The organism is Streptomyces sp. NPDC041191, assembly GCF_055591945.1.
The window spans coordinates 325,872-347,948 of the sequence record NZ_JBVIZC010000009.1; the positions used below are offsets into that span (position 1 = coordinate 325,872).

The following is a 22,077-nucleotide window of genomic DNA, read 5'->3' on the forward strand; positions in this document are numbered from 1 at the left end:
CGGATCGTCACCGGACGGGACGGCGAGACGTACTACACCGACGACCACTACGAGACCTTCCGGGAGGTGGTCGCGGATGAGGCTTGACGACCCCGTCGTCCTCGACCTGACCGGAGTCACGGACAAGGCCGCCCTCATGGACCGCTGCGCCGAGGCGCTCGCGCTGCCCGGACGGTTCGGCCGCAACTGGGACGCCCTGGCCGACTCCCTCGCCGACCTGCCCGGACCGGTCGTCCTCGTGGTCATCGGCCGGCGGGAGTACGCCGGGGCCCGGCCGCGCGAGTGGGAGACCGCCCAGGAGGTCTTCGCCACGGCCGCCGACGGGAGTCCCGGGCGCCTCTCCGTCCTCCTCTCCCCGGGAGGTCTTTCGGAGGATCGCACGAACCCCCTGCCGTGAGCCTCGGACGATCGGCCCGGGTCTGGTATGCGTACAGGCGTGTGACAATGAACTACGTGCTTTTTCCCCTGGCTGAAATGCCTAGGGGCCGATCCGAACGACTGGGATGTCAGCACGTGCGTTTCCTCAATGACGTCAAGCCGCCCTACGACCTGACGTACGACGATGTGTTCATGGTGCCGAGCCGCTCGGCCGTGGGCTCCCGCCAGGCGGTGGACCTCTCCTCGCCGGACGGGAGCGGGACGACGATCCCGCTGGTCGTCGCCAACATGACCGCGATCGCCGGCCGCCGGATGGCCGAGACCGTCGCCCGCCGCGGCGGCATGGTCGTCATCCCGCAGGACATCCCGATCGAGGTCGTCACCGACGTGGTCTCGTGGGTGAAGAGCCGCCACCACGTCCTCGACACCGCGATCGTCCTGGAGCCGCACCAGACCGTCGCCGACGCGCTCTCCCTGCTGCCCAAGCGGGCCCACGACGCCGCCGTCGTCGTCGACGGGGACCGGCGCCCGGTGGGCGTCGTCACCGACGCCGACCTCTCCGGGGTGGACCGTTTCACCCAGCTCTCCGAGGTCATGTCCAGGGACCTGCTCCTCCTGGACGCGGACATCGACCCGCGCGAGGCGTTCAACACCCTCGACGCCGCGAACCGGCGCTACGCCCCGGCCGTCGACGCCGACGGCAGGCTGGCCGGCATCCTGACCCGCAAGGGCGCGCTCCGCGCGACCCTCTACACCCCCGCCGTCGACGAGAAGGGCGGTCTGCGCATCGCCGCCGCCGTCGGCATCAACGGCGACGTGGCGGGCAAGGCCAAGCTGCTGCTCGACGCGGGCGTCGACACGCTCGTCATCGACACCGCGCACGGCCACCAGGAGTCGATGATCTCCGCCGTCCGGACCGTCCGGGCGCTCGACCCCCGGGTTCCGGTCGTCGCCGGCAACATCGTCGCCGCCGAGGGCGTCAGGGACCTGATCGAGGCGGGCGCCGACATCGTCAAGGTCGGCGTCGGCCCCGGCGCCATGTGCACCACCCGCATGATGACCGGCGTCGGCCGGCCCCAGTTCTCGGCCGTCCTGGAGTGCGCCGCCGAGGCGAAGAAGTACGGCAAGCACGTCTGGGCCGACGGTGGCGTCCGGCACCCGCGCGACGTCGCCATGGCGCTCGCCGCCGGCGCGTCCAACGTGATGATCGGCTCCTGGTTCGCCGGCACGTACGAGTCGCCGGGCGACCTCCAGCAGGACGCCCAGGGGCGCTTCTACAAGGAGTCCTTCGGCATGGCCTCGGCCCGCGCCGTCAAGAACCGGACCTCCGAGGAGTCCGCCTACGACCGTGCCCGCAAGGCGCTGTTCGAGGAGGGCATCTCCACCTCCCGCATGTTCCTCGACCCGCAGCGTCCGGGCGTCGAGGACCTGATCGACTCGATCGTCGCGGGTGTCCGCTCCTCCTGCACCTACGCCGGAGCCGGCTCGCTCGCCGAGTTCGAGGAGAAGGCCGTGGTCGGCATCCAGTCCGCCGCCGGCTACGCCGAGGGCAAGCCGCTGCACGCCAGCTGGAGCTAGGCCCCGCGCGTCCGCACGGCCGTGGCCCCCGGGAGTTCCCTCCCGGGGGCCACGGCCGTCCCCGTACGGGTCACGGCAGCGGCGCCGCGACCGGGAGGGGCAGGACCTCGGCCAGCACCTCGGCCACCGCGGCCGCGATCCGGGCGTGCCCCCGGTCGTTCGGGTGCAGGCCGTCCGCCAGGTGCTCCGGGCCGAGCAGCGGCCCGCCGGACAGGACGAGCAGGTGCCCGTCGCCCTCGGCCGCCAGATCCCGGCCCGCCCGCTCCATGGCCCGGCGCAGCTCCACGAGGGTGGCGCCGAGGGCGTTGCGGGTGTGCTCCGCCTCCGGGCGCAGGACGGGCGAGACGATCAGCAGCGGGGTGTCGGGGTGGCCCCGGCGGACGAGGCCGACGAAGGCCCGGACGGTCTCGTACAGCCAGTCGGCCGTCGCGGGGGCCCGGGACCAGCAGTTGGTGCCGAAGGCGAGGGTGATCACGTCGCCCGGGAGCCGCGCCAGGTGCTCGGCGAGGGGGAGCTCGCCGCGCCCCGCGCCCGCGTACCCCAGGTTGACCGGGTCGAGCCCCAGGAGGCGGCCCGCCGCGGCGGGCCAGGCCCTGGCCGGGCGGGTCGCCCACCAGCCCTCGGTGATGGAGTCGCCGTGGACGAGCCAGCGGGGCAGGGGCGGCGCGGGGGAGAGGGCGCCGCCGACGGCCCGCAGGCCGAGCGGCACGGGGGCCTGGCCCTCCGGCAGGTGGACGGTGAAGACGCCGCCGCCCGGGGGGAGCGACAGCTCGACGGTGGTCTCGGCGGCCGGGGCGACGCAGGTCTCCCCGACGAAGCGCGCCCCCCGCCAGAGCGCGAAGCAGTGGCGCAGGTCGCGCAGCGGATCGTCGTCGTCGGGGACGACCGCCCGGTAGCGCAGCTCCACCGCGCGCGTGCCGGGTGCGGCCGTGAACCCGATCCGCACGCCGATGGGCAGCTCGGCCCGGGCCGCGACGTCCCACGGCAGCCGTGCCAGATCGTCGGGGTCGGCCCGGACGGGCCGCTTCCCGTCCAGCCAGGCGGTACCGCGCAGGAACGGTTCCGGGTCGAGCCAGTCCACCGGGGCCTCCGATCGTGGGGTCGCCGGCCTCGCGGAGCGGATCGCCCGGCACAGGCGCCCCTGCGTTGCGTGGTCGCTCCATGCCCCCGATGTACGGATTCATGCGGGTCGGCGCAATGTTCCCCCGTTCGTGTCCCGAGTGCGCAATGATCAGCCGCCCTTGCGCAACAACCCTGCATTACGGGTGCGAACTCCGCCCCTTAGGCTCGTGCCCCGTACCAGGAGTGGCGGCGACCGCCCGCTCGGCGGTCCCCGTCCCCGCGGGCGTGCTCCGGCATGCCCGCGCACCGCCGCGGTCACCGCCCCACCTCCGCAGGCAGCGATAAGGAGCCTCCGCAGTGCTGGACCACGGCGCAGCCCCACCGGCCGACGACACGGTCGCCCCCAAGCCCTCCGCCCTTCACGCCCTCACCCGCCGCAAGCCGGTGGAGTCCCTGGTCAACGAGGGCGGGCAGGGAGAGGGCGGCAGTCTTCGCCGCTCCCTCTCGATGGGGCAGCTGACCATGATCAGCATCGGCGCCACGCTCGGCACGGGCATCTTCGTCGTCCTCGGCGAGGCCGTGCCCAAGGCGGGCCCGGCCGTCACCGTGGCCTTCGTCCTCGCCGGGCTCACGGCGCTCTTCTCGGCCCTCTCGTACGCCGAACTGGCCGGTACGATCCCGGTCTCCGGGTCCTCGTACTCGTATGCGTACGCAACCATGGGGGAGCTGATCGCCTGGGTGTGCGGCTGGTGCCTCCTCCTGGAGTACGGCGTCTCCGTCGCCGCCGTGGCCGTCGGCTGGGGCGACTACCTCAACGAACTGCTCGACGGGACGATCGGCGTCACCCTCCCGGCCTCCCTGAGCGCGCCTCCCGGCGACGGCGGCGTGTTCAACCTGCCGGCCCTGATCGTCGTCGTGCTCGCGATGGTGTTCCTGCTGGGCGGTGCCAAGGAGTCCGCCCGCGCCAACGCGATCATGGTGTTCGTCAAGATCGTCTCGCTGGCGCTGTTCTGCGCGGTCGGCTTCATGGGGTTCGAGTCCGGCAACTACGCCGACTTCCTGCCGCTCGGCCGTGACAGCGTCGGAGCGGCGGCGGCCGTCCTCTTCTTCTCGTACATCGGCTTCGACGCCGCCTCCACCGCCGGCGAGGAGGCCAAGGACCCCAAGCGCGACCTGCCCCGGGCGATCATGCTCTCCCTGGTCGTCGTCACCGCGCTGTACGTCCTCGTCGCCGCCGTCGCCATCGGCGCGTGGGACTGGAGGAAGTTCGAGGGCACCGACGCCACGCTCGCCGCGATCATGAACGACGTGACCGGCCAGAGCTTCTGGGGCACGCTGCTCGCCGCCGGAGCCGTCGTGTCGATCGCCAGCGTCGTGCTGACCGTCCTCTACGGCCAGACCCGCATCCTCTTCGCCATGTCCCGCGACGGCCTCGTCCCCAAAGTGTTCGGCAAGGTCCACGCCAGGACCGGCAGCCCGCGCGCCAACACGGTGATCGTCTCCCTCTTCTGCGGGGTCCTCGCCGCCGCCGTCCCGCTCGGCGAGCTGGTCAACGCCACGAGCATCGGCACGCTCTTCGCCTTCTCGCTGGTCAACGTCGCCGTCGTGGTGCTGCGCCGCACCCGGCGCGACATGGACCGCTCGTTCAAGGTGCCGCTCGGACCGGTCTTCCCCGTCCTGGGCCTCCTCTGCTGCCTCTACAGCATGCTCAGCCTCGACGTGATCACCTGGAAGTATTTCGGTGGCTGGATGGCCGTGGGCCTCGTGGTCTACTTCCTGTACGGCATGCGCCGCTCCCGACTGGCCACGACCGGGCCCTCGGTGCCCGCGGAGCCCTCGACGACCCCCGTGTCCTCAGCAGAGAAGTGATCCACCCGCAGTGCGACTCAACGACCTCGACGAACGCATCGTCCACGCCCTCGCGGAGGACGCCCGCCGCTCCTACGCCGACATCGGCTCCCTCGTCGGACTCTCCGCCCCGGCGGTGAAGCGGCGCGTGGACCGGCTCCGGGCCGAGGGTGCCATCACCGGCTTCACCGTACGGGTGGACCCGGCGGCGCTCGGCTGGGAGACGGAGGGCTTCGTCGAGATCTACTGCCGCCACAACACCTCGCCGGACGACATCCGGCGGGGCCTGGAGCGGTACCCCGAGGTGGTGTCCGCGTCGACCGTCACCGGCGACGCGGACGCCGTCGTCCAGGTCTTCGCCTCGGACATGCGCCACTTCGAGCGCGTCCTGGAACGCATCGCGGGCGAGCCCTTCGTGGAGCGCACCAAGTCCGTCCTGGTGCTCTCGCCGCTGCTGCGGCGCTTCTCCTCGGGTTCGCCCGCGTGAGCGGTCCCCCTCGGGGACTCCGCCCGGCGTCGTGGGGGCCGCCCCCGCGCGGGGCCGCGATCCCTCCCGGCCGGGCCGCCCCCTGGAGCCCTGCGGGAGCGGCGCGGGCCCGGTGAACCCTCCCGGCGGACACCGTACGCAACGAATCGCCGCCCGGAACGACGATCGCGCAACGGTTCGACGGTCGGTCCGCAACGCTCGCGCCTTGTCCCGGCCGAGGGCGGAAACGTACCGTTTCTGACGTCTCCCCCCTCCGCTCCGGACCTCCCGAGGATCGCCATGCCCGCGCTGCGCACCGCCCTGCTCCAGAGCTCCGGCGAGCCCGGTGACGTGGCCGCCAACCTCAAGCTCCTCGACGAGGCCGCCGCCCGCGCCGCCGCCGCGGGAGCGGGCCTGCTGCTCGCCCCCGAGCTGTTCCTCACCGGCTACGCCATCGGCGACGACATGGCCCGCCTGGCCGAACCCGCCGACGGCCCCTCCGCCCGCGCCGTCGCGGCCGTCGCCCTCCGTCACGGCCTGGCCGTGGCCTATGGCTATCCGGAGCGGAACACCGAGCGGCACGGCGTCCTCCACAACTCCCTGCGGCTCGTGGGCGCCGACGGCACTCCGCTCGCCAACTACCGCAAGACCCACCTCTACGGCTCCTTCGAGCGGAAGTGGTTCACGCCCGGCGGGGACGGCGTCGTGCAGGCGGAGGTCGGTGGCCTCACCGTCGGCCTGATGATCTGCTACGACGTCGAGTTCCCCGAGAACGTACGGGCGCACGCGCTGGCCGGCACGGACCTCCTCCTGGTGCCGACCGCGCTCATGCACCCCGCGCAGATCGTCGCCGAGTCCGTCGTCCCCGTGCGCGCCTTCGAGAACCAGCTCTACATCGCGTACGCCAACCGGACCGGCCCCGAGGGCGACTTCGAGTTCGTCGGCCTCTCCGTGCTCGCCGCCCCCGACGGCACGGCCCGCGCCCGCGCCGGACACGGCGAGGACCTGATCGTCGGCGACGCCGACCCCGCCCTCCTGGCGGCCTCCCGCGAGCTGAACCCCTACCTCCGCGACCGGCGCCCGGACCTCTACGGCCCCCTGGTCTGAGCCCCCGCGCCCCCGCCCCACCCTGTCTTTTCCCGTGCAAGGAGTCCGTACCCCATGACGTCCACGGTGCCCACCGCCGTCCAGCACACCGACGCGCAGCCGCCGATCACCATGTTCGGTCCGGACTTCCCGTACGCCTACGACGACTTCCTGGCCCACCCGGCCGGGCTCGGCCAGATACCGGCGACCGAGCACGGCACCGAGGTGGCGGTCATCGGCGGCGGCCTGTCGGGCGTCATCGCCGCGTACGAGCTGATGAAGATGGGCCTCAGGCCCGTCGTCTACGAGGCCGACAGGATCGGCGGCCGGCTGCGGACCGTCGGGTTCGAGGGCGCCGGGACCGAGGGGCTCACCGCCGAGATGGGCGCCATGCGCTTCCCGCCCTCCTCGACCGCGCTCCAGCACTACATCGACCTGGTCGGTCTGGAGACCAGGCCCTTCCCGAACCCGCTCTCCGAGGCCACCCCGTCGACCGTGGTCGACCTCAAGGGCGAGTCCCACTACGCCGAGACCGTCGAGGACCTGCCGCAGGTCTACCGCGACGTCGCCGCCGCGTGGGCCCGGTGCCTCGAAGAGGGCGCCGACTTCTCCGACATGAACACGGCCATGCGCGAGCGCGACGTCCCGCGCATCCGCGAGATCTGGTCGCGGCTGGTCGAGAAGCTCGACAACCAGACCTTCTACGGCTTCCTCTGCGAGTCGGAGGCGTTCAAGTCCTTCCGGCACCGCGAGATCTTCGGCCAGGTCGGCTTCGGCACCGGCGGCTGGGACACCGACTTCCCCAACTCCATCCTGGAGATCCTCCGCGTCGTCTACACCGAGGCAGACGACCACCACCGCGGCATCGTCGGCGGCTCGCAGCAGCTGCCGCTGCGCCTGTGGGAGCGCGAGCCGGAGAAGATCGTCCACTGGGCGCAGGGCACCTCGCTCAGCTCCCTGCACGGCGGCGACCCGAAGCCGGCCGTGACCCGGCTGAACCGGACCGCCGGCAACCGGATCACGGTCACCGACGCCTCCGGCGACATCCGGACGTACCGCGCGGCGGTCTTCACCGCCCAGTCCTGGATGCTGCTCTCCAAGATCGCCTGCGACGACTCGCTCTTCCCGATCGACCACTGGACGGCGATCGAACGGACCCACTACATGGAGTCCTCGAAGCTGTTCGTGCCCGTGGACCGGCCGTTCTGGCTGGACAAGGCCGTCGACGACAAGGGGAACCCGACCGGCCGGGACGTCATGTCGATGACGCTGACCGACCGGATGACCCGCGGCACGTACCTCCTGGACGACGGCCCGGACAGGCCGGCCACGATCTGCCTCTCGTACACCTGGTGCGACGACAGCCTGAAGTGGCTGCCGCTGTCCGCGAACGAGCGGATGGAGGTCATGCTGAAGTCGCTCGGCGAGATCTACCCGCAGGTCGACATCCGGAAGCACATCATCGGCAACCCGGTGACGGTCTCCTGGGAGAACGAGCCCTACTTCATGGGCGCCTTCAAGGCCAACCTGCCGGGCCACTACCGCTACCAGCGCCGCCTGTTCACCCACTTCATGCAGGACCGGCTGCCCGAGGACAAGCGCGGCATCTTCCTCGCCGGCGACGACATCTCCTGGACGGCCGGCTGGGCCGAGGGCGCCGTCCAGACCGCGCTGAACGCGGTCTGGGGCGTCATGCGCCACTTCGGCGGGGAGACCGACGCCACCAACCCGGGGCCGGGCGACGTCTACGACGAGATCGCCCCGGTCGAGCTGCCGGAGGACTGAGCCCGCGGGGCTCCGTCAGGGCCCGGCCAGAGGCGTGAGCAGCATCCGCCCCACCAGGCCCACCGAGCGGTCCAGGCGTTCCGTGAACTCCCCGGCCAGCTCCGGCAGCCCCCGGAGCTGCCAGAGCGAGCGCGCCGCGAGCCAGGCCCCGTCCCTGGCCCGGTCCAGGCTCCAGCAGCCGAGCAGGTGGGTGAGCGGGTCCGCCAGCTCCAGGACCTCCGGGCCCGGCAGCAGCTCCTCCCGGATGCGCTCCTCCAGGAGGACGAGGACGTCGCCGACCCGGTCGAACTCGTCCTCCAGGTCGGCGGGCGCGCACTCCAGGTCCCGGCAGGCGTCGACGACGGCGAGCGCCAGGTCGTGGCCGACGTGGGCGTTGAGCCCGGCCAGGGCGAACTGGAGCGGGCGGACGCCGGGGTGGCGCCGGTAGCGGAAGAGGGGCCGCCAGCAGGCGGGGACCGGAGCGCCGGCGGTGACGGCGTCGACCGCCGTGAGGTACCGCCCGGCGAGCCGCGCGTCGAGGGTGGCGGCGGCCCGCCGGTCCTCGAAGGCGCCCGCCGCGATGGCGTGGCCGATCTCCTCGGTGACGGTGAGGTACACCCGGTTGAAGACGGCGACCCCGTCGGCCGGGTGCCGGGCCGAGCGGATCGCCCTCATCCGGTCCACCGCGGGGTCGACCGCGAGGAAGGGGCCGATCTGCTGCCCGAGCTGCTGGGTCTGCGCCATGGGGGCAGGCTCCCAGCCGCCGGGCCCGCGGGGGAGCCCGCCGGGCCCGGCTTACCCAGAACGGGCGAACCGCTCAGCCCTTCGGCGGCGGATTCCCGCCGGACGTGCTTCCGTCCCCGCGCGGGCCGGCCGCGCCCTCGTACGAACTGGTGCCGGAGTCGAGAAGCGGCTCCTGCTCCTTGAGGTGGGCCGGGGCGAACGCCTTCAGCACGTGGTAGCCGGTGATGACGACGATCGTGCCGAGCGCGATGCCGCCCAGCTCGAAGGTGTCGGTGAAGGTCAGCTTCACGCCGCCGACGCCGATGATGATGCCGGCGGCGGCCGGGACCAGGTTGAGCGGGTTGCGCAGGTCGACCCCGGCGTTGATCCAGATCTGGGCGCCGAGCAGGCCGATCATGCCGTACAGGATGACGGTGATGCCGCCGAGGACGCCGCCGGGGATGGCGGCGACGACCGCGCCGAACTTCGGGCAGAGACCGAAGAGCAGCGCGAAGCCGGCGGCGGCCCAGTAGGCGGCGGTCGAGTAGACGCGGGTGGCGGCCATGACGCCGATGTTCTCGGAGTACGTGGTGTTCGGCGGGCCGCCCACGGCGGTCGACAGCATCGAGGCGGCGCCGTCGGCGGCGATGGCGGTGCCGAGCTTGTCGTCGAGGGAGTCGCCGGTCATCTCGCCGACGGCCTTGACGTGTCCGGCGTTCTCGGCGATCAGGGCGATGACGACGGGCAGCGCCACCAGGATCGCGGACCACTCGAAGCTGGGGCCGTGGAAGGAGGGCAGGCCGATCCAGTCGGCCTTCGGGACGCCGGAGAGGTCGAGCCGCCAGTGGTCGGTCACCTGGCCGGACGGGGACGTCGAGTGGATCTTCCCGAAGACCAGGTCGAGCACCCAGGACAGGGCGTAGCCGAAGACCAGGCCGAGGAAGATCGCGATCCGGGACCAGAAACCGCGCAGGCAGACCACGGCCAGACCGGTGAACAGCATCACCAGGAGCGCCGTCCACTGGTCCTGCGGCCAGTAGGTGGACGCGGTGACCGGGGCCAGGTTGAAGCCGATCAGCATGACGACGGCGCCGGTCACGACCGGGGGCATCGCCGCGTGGATGATCCGCGCGCCGAACCTCCGCACCGCGAGGCCCGCGAGGAAGAGCACGGCGCCGACGACCAGGACCGCGCCGGTCACGGTGGCGCTGGTGCCGCCGGACGCCCGGATGGCGGCGGCGACACCGACGAAGGAGAGCGAGCAGCCCAGGTAGGACGGGACCGTGCCGCGGGTCGCGAGCAGGAAGATCGCGGTGGCGACACCGGACATCATGATCGCGAGGTTCGGGTCCAGGCCCATGAGCACCGGAGCGACGAAGGACGCGCCGAACATCGCCACGACGTGCTGCGCGCCGAGTCCGACGGTCCGGGGCCAGGAGAGCCGCTCGTCCGGGCGGACGACGGCCCCGGGAGCGGGTGTTCTCCCGTCTCCGTGCAGGGTCCAGCGCACGCCGAGGTTCATGAGGTCGCTCCCGTTCTCCGGTTCCGGCGGTCGCGTCATGACCGCAAAAGATCAGCCACATGGTATGCGCGACCGCCGGCTCCGGGCGTCGGGGAGAGGGCGCCGGTGCCCGGGACCGCCGTCAGGCGGCCGGACCACCGCTCTTCGCCGGAGCGCCGCCCTCCGCGTCCACCGCCGGGGCCTCCCGGTCGGCGCTCCCGAGCACGCCCGCGCCCACCACCAGGCCGAACGCGAGCAGGGTGACCAGGCCGAAGGAGAAGACCAGCGAGGTCGCGTCGGCGATGCCGCCGATCGCGGAGGGGGCGATGAGACCCGAGGTGTACGTGATGGTGGCGACGCCCGCGATGGCCTGGCTGGGGTTCGGGCCGCTGCGGCCCGCCGCGGCGAAGGCCAGGGGGACGACGACCGCGATCCCGAGCCCGATGAGACCGAATCCGGCCAGGGCGACGGCGGCGTGCGGGGCGGCGACGACCAGGAGGCCGCCGAGGGTGGCGACGACGCCCCCGGCCCGTACCGTGCGGACCGCGCCGAAGCGGTCCACCACCCGGTCGCCGGCCAGCCGGGCCACCGCCATCGTCAGCGCGAAGGCGGTCGTCGAGGCGGCGGCGAGCCCGGCCGAGGTGCCCAGCTCGTCCCGCAGGTAGACGGCCGACCAGTCGAGGCTGGCCCCCTCCGCGAACACCCCGCAGAAGCCGATGGCGCCGATGACGAGGGCGGACTTCGGCGGCAGCGAGAAGCGCGGCGGCGCCTCCTCCTCCGGGGTGCTGCGCACGTCCAGCACGCCCTGGCAGGCGACCAGGCCGAGCGCGGTGAGGACGAGGGCCGCGACCAGGTGGTGCAGCCGGGCGTCGCCGCCGAGGTGGGCGGCGACCGTGCCGGCGGCCGAGCCGATCAGGGCGCCCACGCTCCACATGCCGTGCAGGCTCGACATGATGGACCGTCCGAGCCGGGTCTCGGTCTCGACGCCCAGCGCGTTCATCGCCACGTCGGACATGCCGGCGGTCGCGCCGTACACGAAGAGCGCGCCGCACAGCCCCCAGACGTTCGGGGCCAGCGACGGCAGGATCAGGGAGAGGGTCCACAGGGCGAGCAGGCCGCGCAGCGCCGGGCGGGCGCCGAAGCGGTGGGAGATCGCCCCGGCCAGCGGCATCGCGACGGAGGCGCCGAGCGCGGGGAAGGCGAGCGCGAGACCGAGCTGTCCGGCGCCGACGTCCGCGTGTTCCTGGATCCAGGGGATGCGGGTGGCGAAGCTGCCGGTGACGGCGCCGTGGACGCAGAAGACGGCGGCGACGGCGAAGCGCGCCCGCCGCAGGCGCTGGGTGCTGGTGACGGTCTCCGCCGCCATGGGCCCTCCCGGGGTCGTGGTGTGGCGCGTAAACTATCAGGAACCCTGCCTGATAAATAGTGCGCAGGGGCGGGCTCCGCCCCGGACACGTCTGAGAGGATCGCCGCATGGCCGCATCCCCGAGCACCGCACGGGCCATCAACGACCGGCTCGCCCTGCGACTGCTCCAGGACGAGGGGCCGTTGACGGCCACTCAGCTCAAGACGCTCACCGGGCTCTCCCGCCCGACCGTCGCCGACCTCGTCGAACGGCTCCGGGACTCCGGGCTCGTCCACGTCGTCGGCGAGGCCGGGGCCGAGCGCCGGGGCCCCAACGCCAAGCTGTACGGGCTCGTCGCCGGCCGCGCCCATCTCGCCGCCCTCGACGTGCGCACCCGCTCGGTCTCCGTCGCCGTCGCCGATCTGCTCGGCACCACGCTCGCCGAGGCGTCCGCGCCGGTCGGCGACGACGGCGGCACCGGACCGGCCGTGGAGAAGGCCGTCGCCCTGCTGGAGCGGACGCTGGGGGAGGCCGGCGTCGAAGCGCCGCACAGCGTCGCGGTCGGCGCCCCCGGCCTCATCGAGCCGGTCACCGGCGAACTCCGCGACTCCACGGGCCTGCCCGCCTGGCACCGGCGGCTCGTCGCCGTCCTCCAGGAGCGGCTCCCCGCGCGGGTGTTGGTCGAGAACGAGACCAACCTCGCCGCCCTCGCGGAGCTCCGCGAGGGCGCGGCCCGCGACCGCGAGGACTTCGTCCTGCTCTGGCTCGGCCAGGGCGTGGGCGCCGCCGTCGTCCTCGACGGCCGGCTGCGCCGGGGGGCCTCGGGCGGTGCGGGGGAGATCGGTTTCCTGCCGGTGCCGGGCACCGGCGGGCTCCCCTCGGCCACCGGCTGCGACGGCGGCTTCCACGAGCTGGCCTGCACCGCGGCCGTCGAGGCGCTCGCCCGGGAGCACGGCCTCGCCCCGGGGGACCACGCGGCCGCGCTCGCCTCCGGCCACGAGCCCTTCCTGGACGCCGTCGCCCGCCGTCTCGCCGTCGGCGCGGCGGCCGTGGCCTCGGTCCTCGACCCCGGCTGCGTGGTCCTGGGGGGCGAGACCGGCCACAGCGGGGGCGCGGCCCTGGCGGCCAGGGTGGAGGCGGAACTCGCCGCCCTCTCGCCGCTGCGCACCGAGGTCAGGGCCACCGCCCTCGGGGACGCGGCCGTCCTGCGCGGCGCCCTCCTCACGGCCCGGGACGCGGCCCAGGAGGACCTGTTCCCGTAGGGGACCTCCGGGGGAGGCCGCCGGGGACCCCGCGCGAAGAACGCCGCCGCGCCGCGTCCCCGGAGGGGGAGGCGGCGCGGCGGGTGCGGTGCCCGGCGGCGGCAAGGGCCGTGGTGCTCCGCCGCCGGGGCTCCTTCAGGAGGCGGGGGTCAGCAGGTGCCGAGGTCCTTCCAGACGCCCCACTCGCCGGTCGTGCCCGGCTCCTGGTTCTGGGTCCACCACTGGGCCTTCCACTTGTGGCCCTTGTGGGAGACCTCGTTGCCCGCGTTGTAGACCGTGCCCGCCACGTACGCCGGAACGGTGCAGCCGGCGGGCGGCTCCGTCGTCGGCGGGGTGGTGGGCGGCGTGGTCGGCGGGGTGGTGGCGCCGGGCTCCACGACCGTCGTGCCGCGCGCCAGGTCACCGGCGAGGGCGTACGTCGTGCCGTTGATGTTCACCGTCCAGTTGGAGGGGGTGGACACCGGCAGGTAGTAGTTGAACGACAGGTCGACCGTCGCGCCCGGGGCCAGCGACTGCCAGGCCGGGAGCTTCAGCGAGACGCGGTGGAAGTCGCCCTTGAGGCCGCCCACGTTGGAGCCCGTGTGGTCGCTGCTGACGACCTTGGTGCCGAAGCCGGACTGGTCGGAGGCGTTGCCCGGCGCCGAGGTGCCGTAGTCGAACTGGAACTCGGTGCCGCCCGGCAGGGTGGTGTTGGTCCGGTTGGTGATCTTCACCTTGGGCGTGATCGGGTAGTTGGAGTCGCCGAGCTTGAACTCGGTGAACGCCGTCTCGATGTTCACGGCCCGGCTCGGCAGCGCCTTGTTCGACTTCTTCGCGCCGTACGGGGCGGCCGCCTTGAACTTGTCGTACATCAGCGAGGTGAGCGTGGAGCCCGTCTCGTACTGGCCCTTGGCGGCGTTCCAGGCGTAGTCGCCGGCCATCTCCCAGACCATGGTGCCGCCGATGCCCCTGTTCACCACGTAGTCGGCCTTGGCGGCCACCGACTGCTCGTCCTCGGTGGAGAGGAAGACCTTCTTCTGCGCGTTCCACAGCCACGGTGCGACCAGGGTCGGGTCGTACTTGCGGACGTAGGTGCCGGTCAGCTTGGTGTCGGCGGGGAAGCCGTACTGGGTGACGTAGTCGCCGACGATCCCCTTCTCCAGGTTCTTGGCGTGCCACATCGGGTTGGAGCCGGCGGGCGACTCCTTGCCCGCGGTGTCCTTGTCGTGCCAGAGGTTGTCGATGCCCTCGGCGCCGTCGCCGCACTTGGTCAGGCCGGCGCCGGCCGGGCAGGTGGCCGCGGTGGCCCTGCCCCAGAGGCCGTCGGTGCCGCCCTGCACGTTCTTGTGGCCGCGGGTGTAGTAGGGCAGGCCGATGTTGATGCGGCCGGCCGGCATGGAGCCGCGGAAGTAGTGGTACGCCCAGTCGGTGTTGAGGTAGCCGATGTTGCCGTACTGCTGGCTGCCGTAGACGTTGGCGGCGGCGAGTTCGCCGTCCTTGCCGTCGTCGAACAGGGAGGCGTTGGGGCCGACGTACTCGTTCCAGGCGCCGTGCAGGTCGTACGACATGATGTTGACGTAGTCCAGGTACTTCTGGACCTGGAAGGTCTCCATGCCGCGCAGCAGGTAGCCGGAGGAGGGGGCGGCGACGGTCAGCAGGTAGTGCTTGCCGTCGGCGGATCCGGCCCGGTCCAGCTTCTCGCGCAGGGACTTCATGAGGGCCGCGTAGCCCTGCACGAGCCCGCCGCGGCGCGCGTTGGCGAGCTGCCAGTCGAGCGGGTTGCCCGCGTCCTTCATCGTGGTCGGGTACTCGTAGTCGATGTCGACGCCGTTGAACCCGTACTTCCGGATGAAGTCGACGGCCGAGGTCGCGAAGGTGTCGATCCCGGCCTGGTTGACCGAGCCGTCGGCGTTGGTGGCCATCGAGTAGAAGCCGCCGGAGTTCACCCGGTCGCCGTTGTCCGCGAAGTAGCCGCCGGTCTCCGCCCAGCCGCCGACCGAGATCAGCGTCTTGACGTCCGGGTGCTGCTTCTTGAACTTGTTGAGCAGGTTGAAGTGGCCCTTGTACGCGTACGCGGGGTCCATCTCGGCGCCGGCCACGCCGGGCCAGGTCATTCCGGTGGCCGCGTTGTCCGGGCCGTCCGTGCCCACGGACAGCTTGTTGTCGCCGCCGACGTGACCGAAGGCGTAGTTGATGTGGGTGACCTTCTCCCACGGGATGTCCTTGGCCAGGTACGAGGACTGGCCGTTCTTGCCGGTGCGCCAGCCGGTGAAGTAGCCGATGACCCGGCGCTGGTGGTCCGCGCCCATCTTCTCGCGGCCCTCGGCGTCGTAGACCGAGCAGTAGGGGACGTCGACGCCGGGCGTCTTGTAGAGCCCGTCGGGGCGACAGGACTCGTTGTCGGCGGCGTACGAGACGCCGCCGGAGAGCGAGCTGAGCAGCAGTCCGGCGACGGCCGCGCCGGACGCGAGCAGCGAGGCTCTCTTCGTCGTGGGGGACAGCACGATCGGTTCCTCCTGGGGAGAGGGGGAGGCGGGGAAGGTGGGGGAGAGGGGGAGAACACAACGAACAGGGGGTGGATCGTGTGGGCCCGTGGAGTGCGCACGCCGACGGACCGTTGCCTCGAAGGTGACACGGAGATTAAGAGGACTAGACCAGTGAGTCAATAGGTCCGTACCAAAGTGGGGAGACGGGGAACTCTGTGAGCGGGCCCACAGGACGCCCTCCGCACCGCCCCCGCGGGTCGTGGCACACTGGCCCTGTATCAGCAGCAGCGCACTCCGGGGTCGGTGCAATTCCGAACCGGCGGTATAGTCCGCGACCCGTCCGCAGCCAGCGGCCGGTTGACCAGGTGGGATTCCTGGACCGACGGTGAAAGTCCGGATGGGAGGCAGTGCGCGGCGGGAGACCCCTGTCAGGGGTGTGCCGGCCGTACGTCCGTGGTCCGCCGTTTTCCGGCGGGCCGGACCTCCGGCCCCGGCGCATCCGTTGCGAGGCGTTCCACCCGCTCTCTGCCGTCCTCGGCAGGCCCCGGAGTCCGTGCCCGAAGAGGCAGGAGGACCCGGTGGACCGGCAGGCCGACACCACCGCCATGCGACGCGCCGTCGAGCTCGCCGCCCGCGCCCTCGGCGCCACCAGCCCCAACCCCGTCGTCGGCTGCGTCGTCACCGACGCCTCCGGGCACCGGGTCGGAGAGGGCTTCCACCGGCGCGCCGGCGGCCCGCATGCCGAGATCCACGCCCTGCGCGAGGCCGGTGTCCTGGCCCGCGGCGGCACCGCCTACGTCACCCTCGAACCCTGCGACCACACCGGCCGCACCGGCCCCTGTTCCCGGGCCCTGATCGAGGCCGGGGTCCGCCGCGTCGTGTACGCGGTCGGCGACCCGGACCCGAAGGCCACCGGCGGCGCCGGCACCCTGCGCGCCGCCGGCGTCGAGGTCGAGCGGGGCCTCCTGGCGGACGAGGCCGAGGCGGTCAACATCGCCTGGCTCACCTCCGTGCGCCGGGGCCGCCCCTTCGTCCGCTGGAAGTACGCCGCCACCCTCGACGGCCGGGTCGCCGCCGCCGACGGCACCTCCCGCTGGATCACCTCCGCCGAGTCCCGCGCCGACGTCCACCGGCTGCGCGCCGAGGCCGACGCCGTCGTGGCCGGCGGCGGGACCCTGCGCGCGGACGACCCGCACCTCGCCGTCCGGGGCGTCGACGGCGCGACCCAGCCGCTGCGGGTCGTCCTCGACGCCCGCGCCGAACTCCCGCCGACCGCCCGCGTCCTGGACGACGCCGCGCCCACCCTGGTCGTCGTCGGCGAGGACGCCGACGCCCGGCACCTGCCCGGCGCCGAACTGCTCCGACTGCCCCTGCGCGACGGCCGCGTCGGCGTGCGCGACCTGCTCGACCGGCTCCACGCCCGCGGCGTCCGCTCCGTCCTCCTCGAAGGCGGCCCCACCCTCGCGGGCTCCTTCGTCGCCGCGGACGCCGTCGACCAGGTCGTCGGCTACCTCGCCCCCGTCCTCCTCGGCGCCGGCCCGGCCGCCCTCGCCGACGCGGGAATCGGCACCCTCACCGACGCGTTGCGGCTCGACGTCACCGAGACCGTGCGCGTCGGACCCGACCTCCGCATCACCGCCACCCCCAAGGGAGTCTGACCGTGTTCACCGGAATCGTCGAAGAACTGGGCGAGGTCGTCGCCGTCGAGCGGCTGGCGGACGCCTCCCGCTTCCGACTGCGCGGCCCCCTGGTCACGGAAGGCGCCCGGCACGGCGACTCCATCGCCGTCAACGGGGTCTGCCTCACCGTCGTGGAACACGGCGACGGCGAGTTCACCGCCGACGTCATGGCCGAGACCCTCCAGCGGTCCGCCCTCGGCGCCCTCGCCGTCGGCTCCCGCGTCAACCTGGAACGGCCCGTGGCCGTCGGCGGCCGCCTCGGCGGCCACATCGTCCAGGGCCACGTGGACGGCACCGGCACGATCCTGGAGCGGACCCCGTCCGAGCACTGGGAACTCGTCGAGGTCGGCCTGCCCGCCCACCTCTCCCGGTACGTCGTCGAGAAGGGCTCGATCACGGTCGACGGCGTCAGCCTCACCGTCGTCGGGGTCGCCGACGACCGGTTCACCGTCAGCCTCATCCCCACCACCCTCGACCTGACCACGCTCGGCATCAAGAAGAGCGGCGACCCGGTCAACCTCGAAGTGGACGTCATCGCCAAGTACGTCGAGCGGCTGCTCGGCCCGAACGCAGGGGAGAACGTCAAGTGAACTGGCTCAACTCCGAGGCGTTCACCGTCCTCGACCAGCACATCATGTGGTCCGACATGATCGGCAACACCATCGGGCTCGTCGCGCTCGCCCTCGGCTGGCGCCGCTCCCTCCTCACCTGGCCCGCCCAGCTCCTCTCCGGAGCCGTCCTCGTCGGCGCGTACGCCTCCGCCCACCTCACCGGCGGCGTCGGCAAGCAGATCCTCGTCATCGGCGTCGCCGCCTGGGGCTGGTGGCAGTGGAACCGGGGCAAGCGGCAGGCCCAGGACGGCTCCCTCGCCGTCCGCTTCGCCACCTGGAGGGAGCGCGGCCTGCTCCTCGCCGGCGCGGTCCTCGGCACCCTCGCCGTCGGCGGCCTCTTCACCCTCTACCCGTCGCTCTCCTGGAGCCCGTGGGCCGACGCGTACATCTTCGTCGGCACCCTTGTCGCGATGGTCGCCCAGGCCCGCGGCCTGGTCGAGTTCTGGTTCGCCTGGCTCCTCGTGGACCTCGTCGGCGTCCCGCTCGCCTTCCACAGCGGCCTCGCCTTCTCCGGCCTGGTCTACGTCGTCTACTTCGCCCTCGTCCTCTGGGGCATGCGCGACTGGTGGCTCCGCACCCGCACCGCCCCCGCTCTGGAAGGAGCCCACGCATGAGTTCCCTCCCCTCCTGGGACGCCGCCGACCTCGCCCTCGACCCCGTCGAGCAGGCCGTCCGGGACATCGCCGCGGGCCGGCCCGTCGTCGTCGTGGACGACGAGGACCGCGAGAACGAGGGCGACCTCGTCATCGCCGCCGAGAAGGCCACCCCCGAGATCGTCGCCTTCATGATGAGCGAGTGCCGCGGCCTGATCTGCGCCCCCATGGAGGACGGGGAGCTGGAACGCCTCCGACTCCCGCAGATGGTCGAGGACAACACCGAGTCGATGCGCACGGCCTTCACCGTCTCCGTCGACGCGGCCCCCGCCCACGGCGTCACCACCGGCATCTCCGCCGCCGACCGCGCCACCACCCTGCGGATGCTGGCGAGCGGCCGCCACGAGCCCTCCGACTTCGTCCGCCCCGGACACGTCTTCCCGCTGCGCGCCAGGCCCGGCGGCGTCCTCGCCCGCGACGGCCACACCGAGGCGGCCGTCGACCTCGCCCGTCTCGCGGGCCTCCGCCCGGCGGGCGCGATCGTCGAGATCGCCGGCGAGGACGGCACGATGCTGCGCCTGCCCGAACTGGTCCCCTTCGCCCGCAAGCACGGGCTCACGATCATCTCCATCGAGGACCTGATCGCCTACCGCCGCTCCGCCGAGCCGACCGTCCGCCGCGAGGCCGAGGTCCACCTCCCCACCGCGCACGGCGAGTTCACCGCGTACGGCTACCGCTCCACCGTCGACGGCGTCGAGCACGTCGCCCTCGTCCACGGCGAGATCGGCGACGGCGAGGACGTCCTCGTACGGGTCCACTCCGAGTGCCTCACCGGCGACGTCTTCCACTCGCTGCGCTGCGACTGCGGCCCCCAGCTCCGGGCCTCCATGGACCGGATCACCGAGGCGGGGCGGGGCGTCGTCGTCTACCTGCGCGGCCACGAGGGGCGCGGCATCGGCCTGCTGTCCAAGCTGCGCGCGTACGAACTCCAGGAGCGCGGACGCGACACCCTCGACGCCAACCTGGAACTCGGACTGCCCGCCGACGCCCGCGACTACGCGGCCGGCGCGCGGATCCTCGGCGACCTGGGCGTGCGCAGCCTGCGCCTGATGACCAACAATCCCGACAAGATCGACGCCCTCGCCCGGCACGGCCTCACCGTCGGGGGCCGCGAGCCCATGCCGGTCCAGGCCGGCGAGCACAACCTCGGCTACCTGCGCACCAAGCGGGACCGGATGGGCCACGACCTGCCCTGGCTGGACGGCCCCCCGGCCCCCACCTGCGGCAACCAGTAACTCCCCCCGCTTTTCCCGCGGTTCACTACGATTCACTACGATTCACTACGGTTCGATACGGTTCAAGGAGAGACATGAGCGGCAAGGGCGCACCCGTCCTCAGCGTGAAGAACTGCGGCGACCTCCGGGTCGCGGTCGTCGCGGCCCAGTGGCACGAGAAGATCATGGACGGTCTCGTCGACGGCGCCCTGCGCGCCCTGAGCGAACTCGGCATCGACGAGCCGACCCTGCTGCGCGTCCCCGGCAGCTTCGAACTCCCGGTCGTGGCGAAGGTCCTCGCCGGGCGCGGCTACGATGCCGTCGTGGCGCTCGGCGTCGTCATCCGCGGCGGAACGCCGCACTTCGAGTACGTGTGCCAGGGCGTCACCCACGGCCTCACCCAGGTCTCGGTCGACACCGGCGTACCCATCGGGTTCGGGGTCCTCACCGTCGACAACGAGGAGCAGGCCCTCGACCGGGCCGGGCTCGAGGGCTCCTCCGAGGACAAGGGTCACGAGGCCGTCACCGCGGCCGTCGCGACCGCCACCACACTGCGCACGGTCAGCGAACCCTGGCGCTGAGTGCGCGCCCCCCACCCCGTACTCTTAGGACCATCATGGCGAACGGAACCCGTAAAAGCTTCGAAGAGCTCTTCGCCGAGCTCAAGCTCAAGGCCGAGACCGGCGACCCGGCCACCTCCCGCACCGCGGAACTGGTGGACAAGGGCGTCCACGCCATCGGCAAGAAGGTCGTCGAAGAGGCCGCCGAGGTCTGGATGGCCGCCGAGTACGAGGGCAGGGAAGCCGCCGCCGAGGAGATCTCGCAGCTGCTGTACCACGTCCAGGTGATGATGGTCGCCCGCGGGATCTCGCTCGACGACGTCTACGCCCACCTCTGAGCACCGCCCTCCCGCACACTCCCACGCAAAGGAAGCCCACCCCATGCTGCGCATCGCCGTCCCCAACAAGGGTTCCCTCTCCGGACCTGCGTCGGCCATGCTCCATGAGGCCGGCTACCGCCAGCGCAAGGAGTCCAAGGAACTGGTGGTCGTCGACCCCGGCAACGAGGTCGAGTTCTTCTACCTGCGCCCGAAGGACATCGCGATCTACGTCGCCTCCGGGAAGCTGGACATCGGCATCACCGGCCGCGACCTGCTCCTGGACTCCGGCGCCGACGCCGAGGAGATCCTCCCGCTGAACTTCGGGCGCTCCACCTTCCGGTACGCCACCCGTCCGGGCACCGCGAAGGGGCCCGAGGACTTCGGCGGCATGACGATCGCCACCTCCTACGAGGGCATCGTCGCCAAGCACCTCGCCGACCAGGGCATCGACGCCTCCGTCGTGCACCTGGACGGCGCGGTCGAGACCGCGATCCAGCTGGGCGTCGCCCAGGTCGTCGCGGACGTCGTGGAGACCGGCACCAGCCTGCGCAACGCCGGCCTGGAAGTCGTCGGCGAGCCGATCCTCACCTCCGAGGCCGTCGTGGTCCGCCGCCGGGGCGCCGCGGACGACCACCCGCAGGTCCAGCAGTTCCTCCGCCGCCTCCAGGGCGTCCTCGTCGCCCGCTCGTACGTGATGATGGACTACGACTGCCGCGCCGAGCACCTGGAGCAGGCCGTCGCCCTTACCCCCGGCCTGGAGTCGCCCACCGTCTCCCCGCTGCACAACGAGGGCTGGGTCGCCGTCCGCGCGATGGTCCCCGCCAAGGACGCGCAGCGGATCATGGACGACCTGTACGAGCTGGGCGCCCGCGCCATCCTCACCACCGCCATCCACGCCTGCCGTCTCTGACGGTCCGGCCCGCACGTCCACCAGCACCAGGCACCACCAGGCATCGAGGAACCCCCATGTCCCAGCCCACGACGCCCGCCCTCCCGGTCACCTTCCGCCCCGGCCGCACCCGGGCCGTCCTGCTGACCGTGGGGCTCGCGATGTTCGCCGCCATCACCCTCGTGGCGATGATGCTGGAGCGGCTGGGACCGGGGGAGCGCGCCAGCTTCGTCTTCACCGCCGCGCTCTTCCTCGGCGTCCTCGTCCTGCTGAGCCGCCCCAAGGTCGTCGCGGACGACGAGGGCGTCACGGTCGTCAACATCACCCGGACCAGGCGGCTGGCCTGGGCGGAGATCCTCCGGGTCAACCTCCGTCCCGGCGACCCGTGGGTCTTCCTCGACCTGAGCGACGGCACCAGCCTGCCCGCGCTCGGCATCCAGCCCGGCATCGCCAAGGAGTCGGCCATCCGGGACGCCCGCGCCCTGCGGACCCTGGCCGAGAGCCGCGGGACGGGCGCGGAGCGGAGCTGACCCCGGCGCCCGGGTGACGGGGCCGGGGACGGGGCGGGGGCGGAGGCCACGCCCGGCTCCGGCGCCGCGGCTCGCCCGGAGCCGGGGACCACCCGGGTCCCGCTCGGCGCCACCCGCATTCCGGCTCCCGGGCCCCGCCCGCG

20 protein-coding genes and 1 riboswitch are annotated in these 22,077 nt (G+C 72.7%); of the genes, 15 read left to right on the plus strand and 5 right to left on the minus strand.

All coding sequences use genetic code 11. The annotated features are described in order from the left end of the window. Window positions 1–76 precede the first annotated feature (76 nt). Complete coding sequence (locus ACZ6AQ_RS20100; protein WP_468760949.1) at window positions 77–397, plus strand: barstar family protein; 321 nt, start codon at window positions 77–79, stop codon at window positions 395–397. Between the two features lie 116 nt (window positions 398–513). After that, a complete protein-coding gene (locus ACZ6AQ_RS20105; protein ID WP_468760950.1) occupies window positions 514–1,956 on the plus strand; it encodes a GuaB1 family IMP dehydrogenase-related protein in 1,443 nt (480 codons plus the stop codon). Window positions 1,957–2,026: 70 nt separating this feature from the next. Here ACZ6AQ_RS20105 and ACZ6AQ_RS20110 read toward each other — a convergent pair whose 3' ends face one another. Beyond that, a complete protein-coding gene (locus ACZ6AQ_RS20110) occupies window positions 2,027–3,037 on the minus strand; it encodes a GDSL-type esterase/lipase family protein (RefSeq protein ID WP_468760951.1) in 1,011 nt (336 codons plus the stop codon). A 338-nt stretch (window positions 3,038–3,375) separates the two neighbouring features. Between ACZ6AQ_RS20110 and ACZ6AQ_RS20115 the strand changes: the two genes are divergently transcribed. The 4 genes from ACZ6AQ_RS20115 (at window position 3,376) to ACZ6AQ_RS20130 (ending at window position 8,203) form a co-directional block, all read left to right on the plus strand. Further along, window positions 3,376–4,887: an amino acid permease gene (locus ACZ6AQ_RS20115; protein WP_468760952.1), complete on the plus strand. Its 1,512-nt coding sequence runs from the start codon at window positions 3,376–3,378 to the stop codon at window positions 4,885–4,887. Window positions 4,888–4,897: 10 nt separating this feature from the next. After that, entirely contained in the window at window positions 4,898–5,353 is a 456-nt protein-coding gene (locus ACZ6AQ_RS20120) for an Lrp/AsnC family transcriptional regulator (protein ID WP_015032260.1), read from the plus strand. Between the two features lie 279 nt (window positions 5,354–5,632). Next, window positions 5,633–6,439 carry a carbon-nitrogen hydrolase family protein gene (locus tag ACZ6AQ_RS20125; protein ID WP_468760953.1) on the plus strand — a complete coding sequence of 269 codons (807 nt, stop codon included), beginning with the start codon at window positions 5,633–5,635 and terminating at the stop codon, window positions 6,437–6,439. Window positions 6,440–6,493: 54 nt separating this feature from the next. Continuing rightward, complete coding sequence (locus tag ACZ6AQ_RS20130) at window positions 6,494–8,203, plus strand: flavin monoamine oxidase family protein (RefSeq protein ID WP_468760954.1); 1,710 nt, start codon at window positions 6,494–6,496, stop codon at window positions 8,201–8,203. Between the two features lie 15 nt (window positions 8,204–8,218). Here ACZ6AQ_RS20130 and ACZ6AQ_RS20135 read toward each other — a convergent pair whose 3' ends face one another. The 3 genes from ACZ6AQ_RS20135 to ACZ6AQ_RS20145 all read right to left on the minus strand — a co-directional run bounded on the left by ACZ6AQ_RS20135 (window position 8,219) and on the right by ACZ6AQ_RS20145 (window position 11,772). Then, window positions 8,219–8,926 (minus strand): DUF5995 family protein, encoded by a 708-nt coding sequence (locus ACZ6AQ_RS20135; protein ID WP_468760956.1) that lies wholly within the window; start codon window positions 8,924–8,926, stop codon window positions 8,219–8,221. 73 nt (window positions 8,927–8,999) lie between these two features. Continuing rightward, the gene (locus tag ACZ6AQ_RS20140; protein WP_388698738.1) at window positions 9,000–10,427 is read right to left on the minus strand and encodes a uracil-xanthine permease family protein; all 1,428 of its coding nucleotides are present in this window, start codon (window positions 10,425–10,427) and stop codon (window positions 9,000–9,002) included. A gap of 121 nt (window positions 10,428–10,548) precedes the next feature. Further along, window positions 10,549–11,772 carry an MFS transporter gene (locus ACZ6AQ_RS20145; RefSeq protein ID WP_468760958.1) on the minus strand — a complete coding sequence of 408 codons (1,224 nt, stop codon included), beginning with the start codon at window positions 11,770–11,772 and terminating at the stop codon, window positions 10,549–10,551. A gap of 107 nt (window positions 11,773–11,879) precedes the next feature. Between ACZ6AQ_RS20145 and ACZ6AQ_RS20150 the strand changes: the two genes are divergently transcribed. After that, on the plus strand, window positions 11,880–13,013 hold the full coding sequence (locus ACZ6AQ_RS20150) for an ROK family transcriptional regulator (RefSeq protein ID WP_468760959.1): 1,134 nt from the start codon (window positions 11,880–11,882) through the stop codon (window positions 13,011–13,013). A 149-nt stretch (window positions 13,014–13,162) separates the two neighbouring features. On the opposite strand, the gene ACZ6AQ_RS20155 is transcribed toward ACZ6AQ_RS20150, so the two are convergent. After that, the gene (locus ACZ6AQ_RS20155; protein WP_468760961.1) at window positions 13,163–15,496 is read right to left on the minus strand and encodes a chitinase C-terminal domain-containing protein; all 2,334 of its coding nucleotides are present in this window, start codon (window positions 15,494–15,496) and stop codon (window positions 13,163–13,165) included. Window positions 15,497–15,763: 267 nt separating this feature from the next. Beyond that, window positions 15,764–15,893: riboswitch (FMN riboswitch) on the plus strand. Between the two features lie 163 nt (window positions 15,894–16,056). On the opposite strand from ACZ6AQ_RS20155, the gene ribD reads away from it, so the two are divergent. The 8 genes from ribD (at window position 16,057) to ACZ6AQ_RS20195 (ending at window position 21,934) form a co-directional block, all read left to right on the plus strand. Continuing rightward, a complete protein-coding gene (ribD, locus tag ACZ6AQ_RS20160) occupies window positions 16,057–17,136 on the plus strand; it encodes a bifunctional diaminohydroxyphosphoribosylaminopyrimidine deaminase/5-amino-6-(5-phosphoribosylamino)uracil reductase RibD (protein WP_468760963.1) in 1,080 nt (359 codons plus the stop codon). Between the two features lie 2 nt (window positions 17,137–17,138). Next, entirely contained in the window at window positions 17,139–17,747 is a 609-nt protein-coding gene (locus tag ACZ6AQ_RS20165; protein WP_388698610.1) for a riboflavin synthase, read from the plus strand. Window positions 17,748–17,791: 44 nt separating this feature from the next. Continuing rightward, window positions 17,792–18,382 (plus strand): nicotinamide mononucleotide transporter family protein, encoded by a 591-nt coding sequence (locus ACZ6AQ_RS20170; RefSeq protein WP_468761019.1) that lies wholly within the window; start codon window positions 17,792–17,794, stop codon window positions 18,380–18,382. Further along, the gene (locus ACZ6AQ_RS20175) at window positions 18,379–19,656 is read left to right on the plus strand and encodes a bifunctional 3,4-dihydroxy-2-butanone-4-phosphate synthase/GTP cyclohydrolase II (protein ID WP_468760965.1); all 1,278 of its coding nucleotides are present in this window, start codon (window positions 18,379–18,381) and stop codon (window positions 19,654–19,656) included. The genes ACZ6AQ_RS20170 and ACZ6AQ_RS20175 overlap by 4 nt, the downstream gene beginning before the upstream one ends. A 74-nt stretch (window positions 19,657–19,730) precedes the next feature. Next, window positions 19,731–20,216, plus strand: a complete 486-nt coding sequence (ribH, locus tag ACZ6AQ_RS20180) for a 6,7-dimethyl-8-ribityllumazine synthase (protein ID WP_468760967.1) — start codon at window positions 19,731–19,733, stop codon at window positions 20,214–20,216. A 35-nt stretch (window positions 20,217–20,251) separates the two neighbouring features. Next, on the plus strand, window positions 20,252–20,533 hold the full coding sequence (locus ACZ6AQ_RS20185; protein ID WP_388698617.1) for a phosphoribosyl-ATP diphosphatase: 282 nt from the start codon (window positions 20,252–20,254) through the stop codon (window positions 20,531–20,533). Between the two features lie 43 nt (window positions 20,534–20,576). Then, window positions 20,577–21,425, plus strand: a complete 849-nt coding sequence (gene hisG, locus ACZ6AQ_RS20190) for an ATP phosphoribosyltransferase (RefSeq protein ID WP_468760969.1) — start codon at window positions 20,577–20,579, stop codon at window positions 21,423–21,425. A 56-nt stretch (window positions 21,426–21,481) separates the two neighbouring features. Next, the gene (locus tag ACZ6AQ_RS20195; protein ID WP_388698623.1) at window positions 21,482–21,934 is read left to right on the plus strand and encodes a PH domain-containing protein; all 453 of its coding nucleotides are present in this window, start codon (window positions 21,482–21,484) and stop codon (window positions 21,932–21,934) included. The last annotated feature ends 143 nt before the right edge of the window (window positions 21,935–22,077 follow it).

Excerpts from the sequence above, each read along its gene's own strand:
- ACZ6AQ_RS20100 (WP_468760949.1), top strand. The coding sequence starts at position 77 with ATGAGGCTTGACGACCCCGTCGTCCTCGACCTGACCGGAGTCACGGAC.
- ACZ6AQ_RS20125 (WP_468760953.1), top strand. The coding sequence starts at position 5,633 with ATGCCCGCGCTGCGCACCGCCCTGCTCCAGAGCTCCGGCGAGCCCGGT.
- ACZ6AQ_RS20130 (WP_468760954.1), top strand. The coding sequence starts at position 6,494 with ATGACGTCCACGGTGCCCACCGCCGTCCAGCACACCGACGCGCAGCCG.
- ACZ6AQ_RS20135 (WP_468760956.1), bottom strand. The coding sequence starts at position 8,926 with ATGGCGCAGACCCAGCAGCTCGGGCAGCAGATCGGCCCCTTCCTCGCG.
- ACZ6AQ_RS20140 (WP_388698738.1), bottom strand. The coding sequence starts at position 10,427 with ATGAACCTCGGCGTGCGCTGGACCCTGCACGGAGACGGGAGAACACCC.
- ACZ6AQ_RS20145 (WP_468760958.1), bottom strand. The coding sequence starts at position 11,772 with ATGGCGGCGGAGACCGTCACCAGCACCCAGCGCCTGCGGCGGGCGCGC.
- ACZ6AQ_RS20150 (WP_468760959.1), top strand. The coding sequence starts at position 11,880 with ATGGCCGCATCCCCGAGCACCGCACGGGCCATCAACGACCGGCTCGCC.
- ACZ6AQ_RS20170 (WP_468761019.1), top strand. The coding sequence starts at position 17,792 with ATGTGGTCCGACATGATCGGCAACACCATCGGGCTCGTCGCGCTCGCC.
- ACZ6AQ_RS20175 (WP_468760965.1), top strand. The coding sequence starts at position 18,379 with ATGAGTTCCCTCCCCTCCTGGGACGCCGCCGACCTCGCCCTCGACCCC.
- ribH (WP_468760967.1), top strand. The coding sequence starts at position 19,731 with ATGAGCGGCAAGGGCGCACCCGTCCTCAGCGTGAAGAACTGCGGCGAC.
- ACZ6AQ_RS20185 (WP_388698617.1), top strand. The coding sequence starts at position 20,252 with ATGGCGAACGGAACCCGTAAAAGCTTCGAAGAGCTCTTCGCCGAGCTC.
- hisG (WP_468760969.1), top strand. The coding sequence starts at position 20,577 with ATGCTGCGCATCGCCGTCCCCAACAAGGGTTCCCTCTCCGGACCTGCG.
- ACZ6AQ_RS20195 (WP_388698623.1), top strand. The coding sequence starts at position 21,482 with ATGTCCCAGCCCACGACGCCCGCCCTCCCGGTCACCTTCCGCCCCGGC.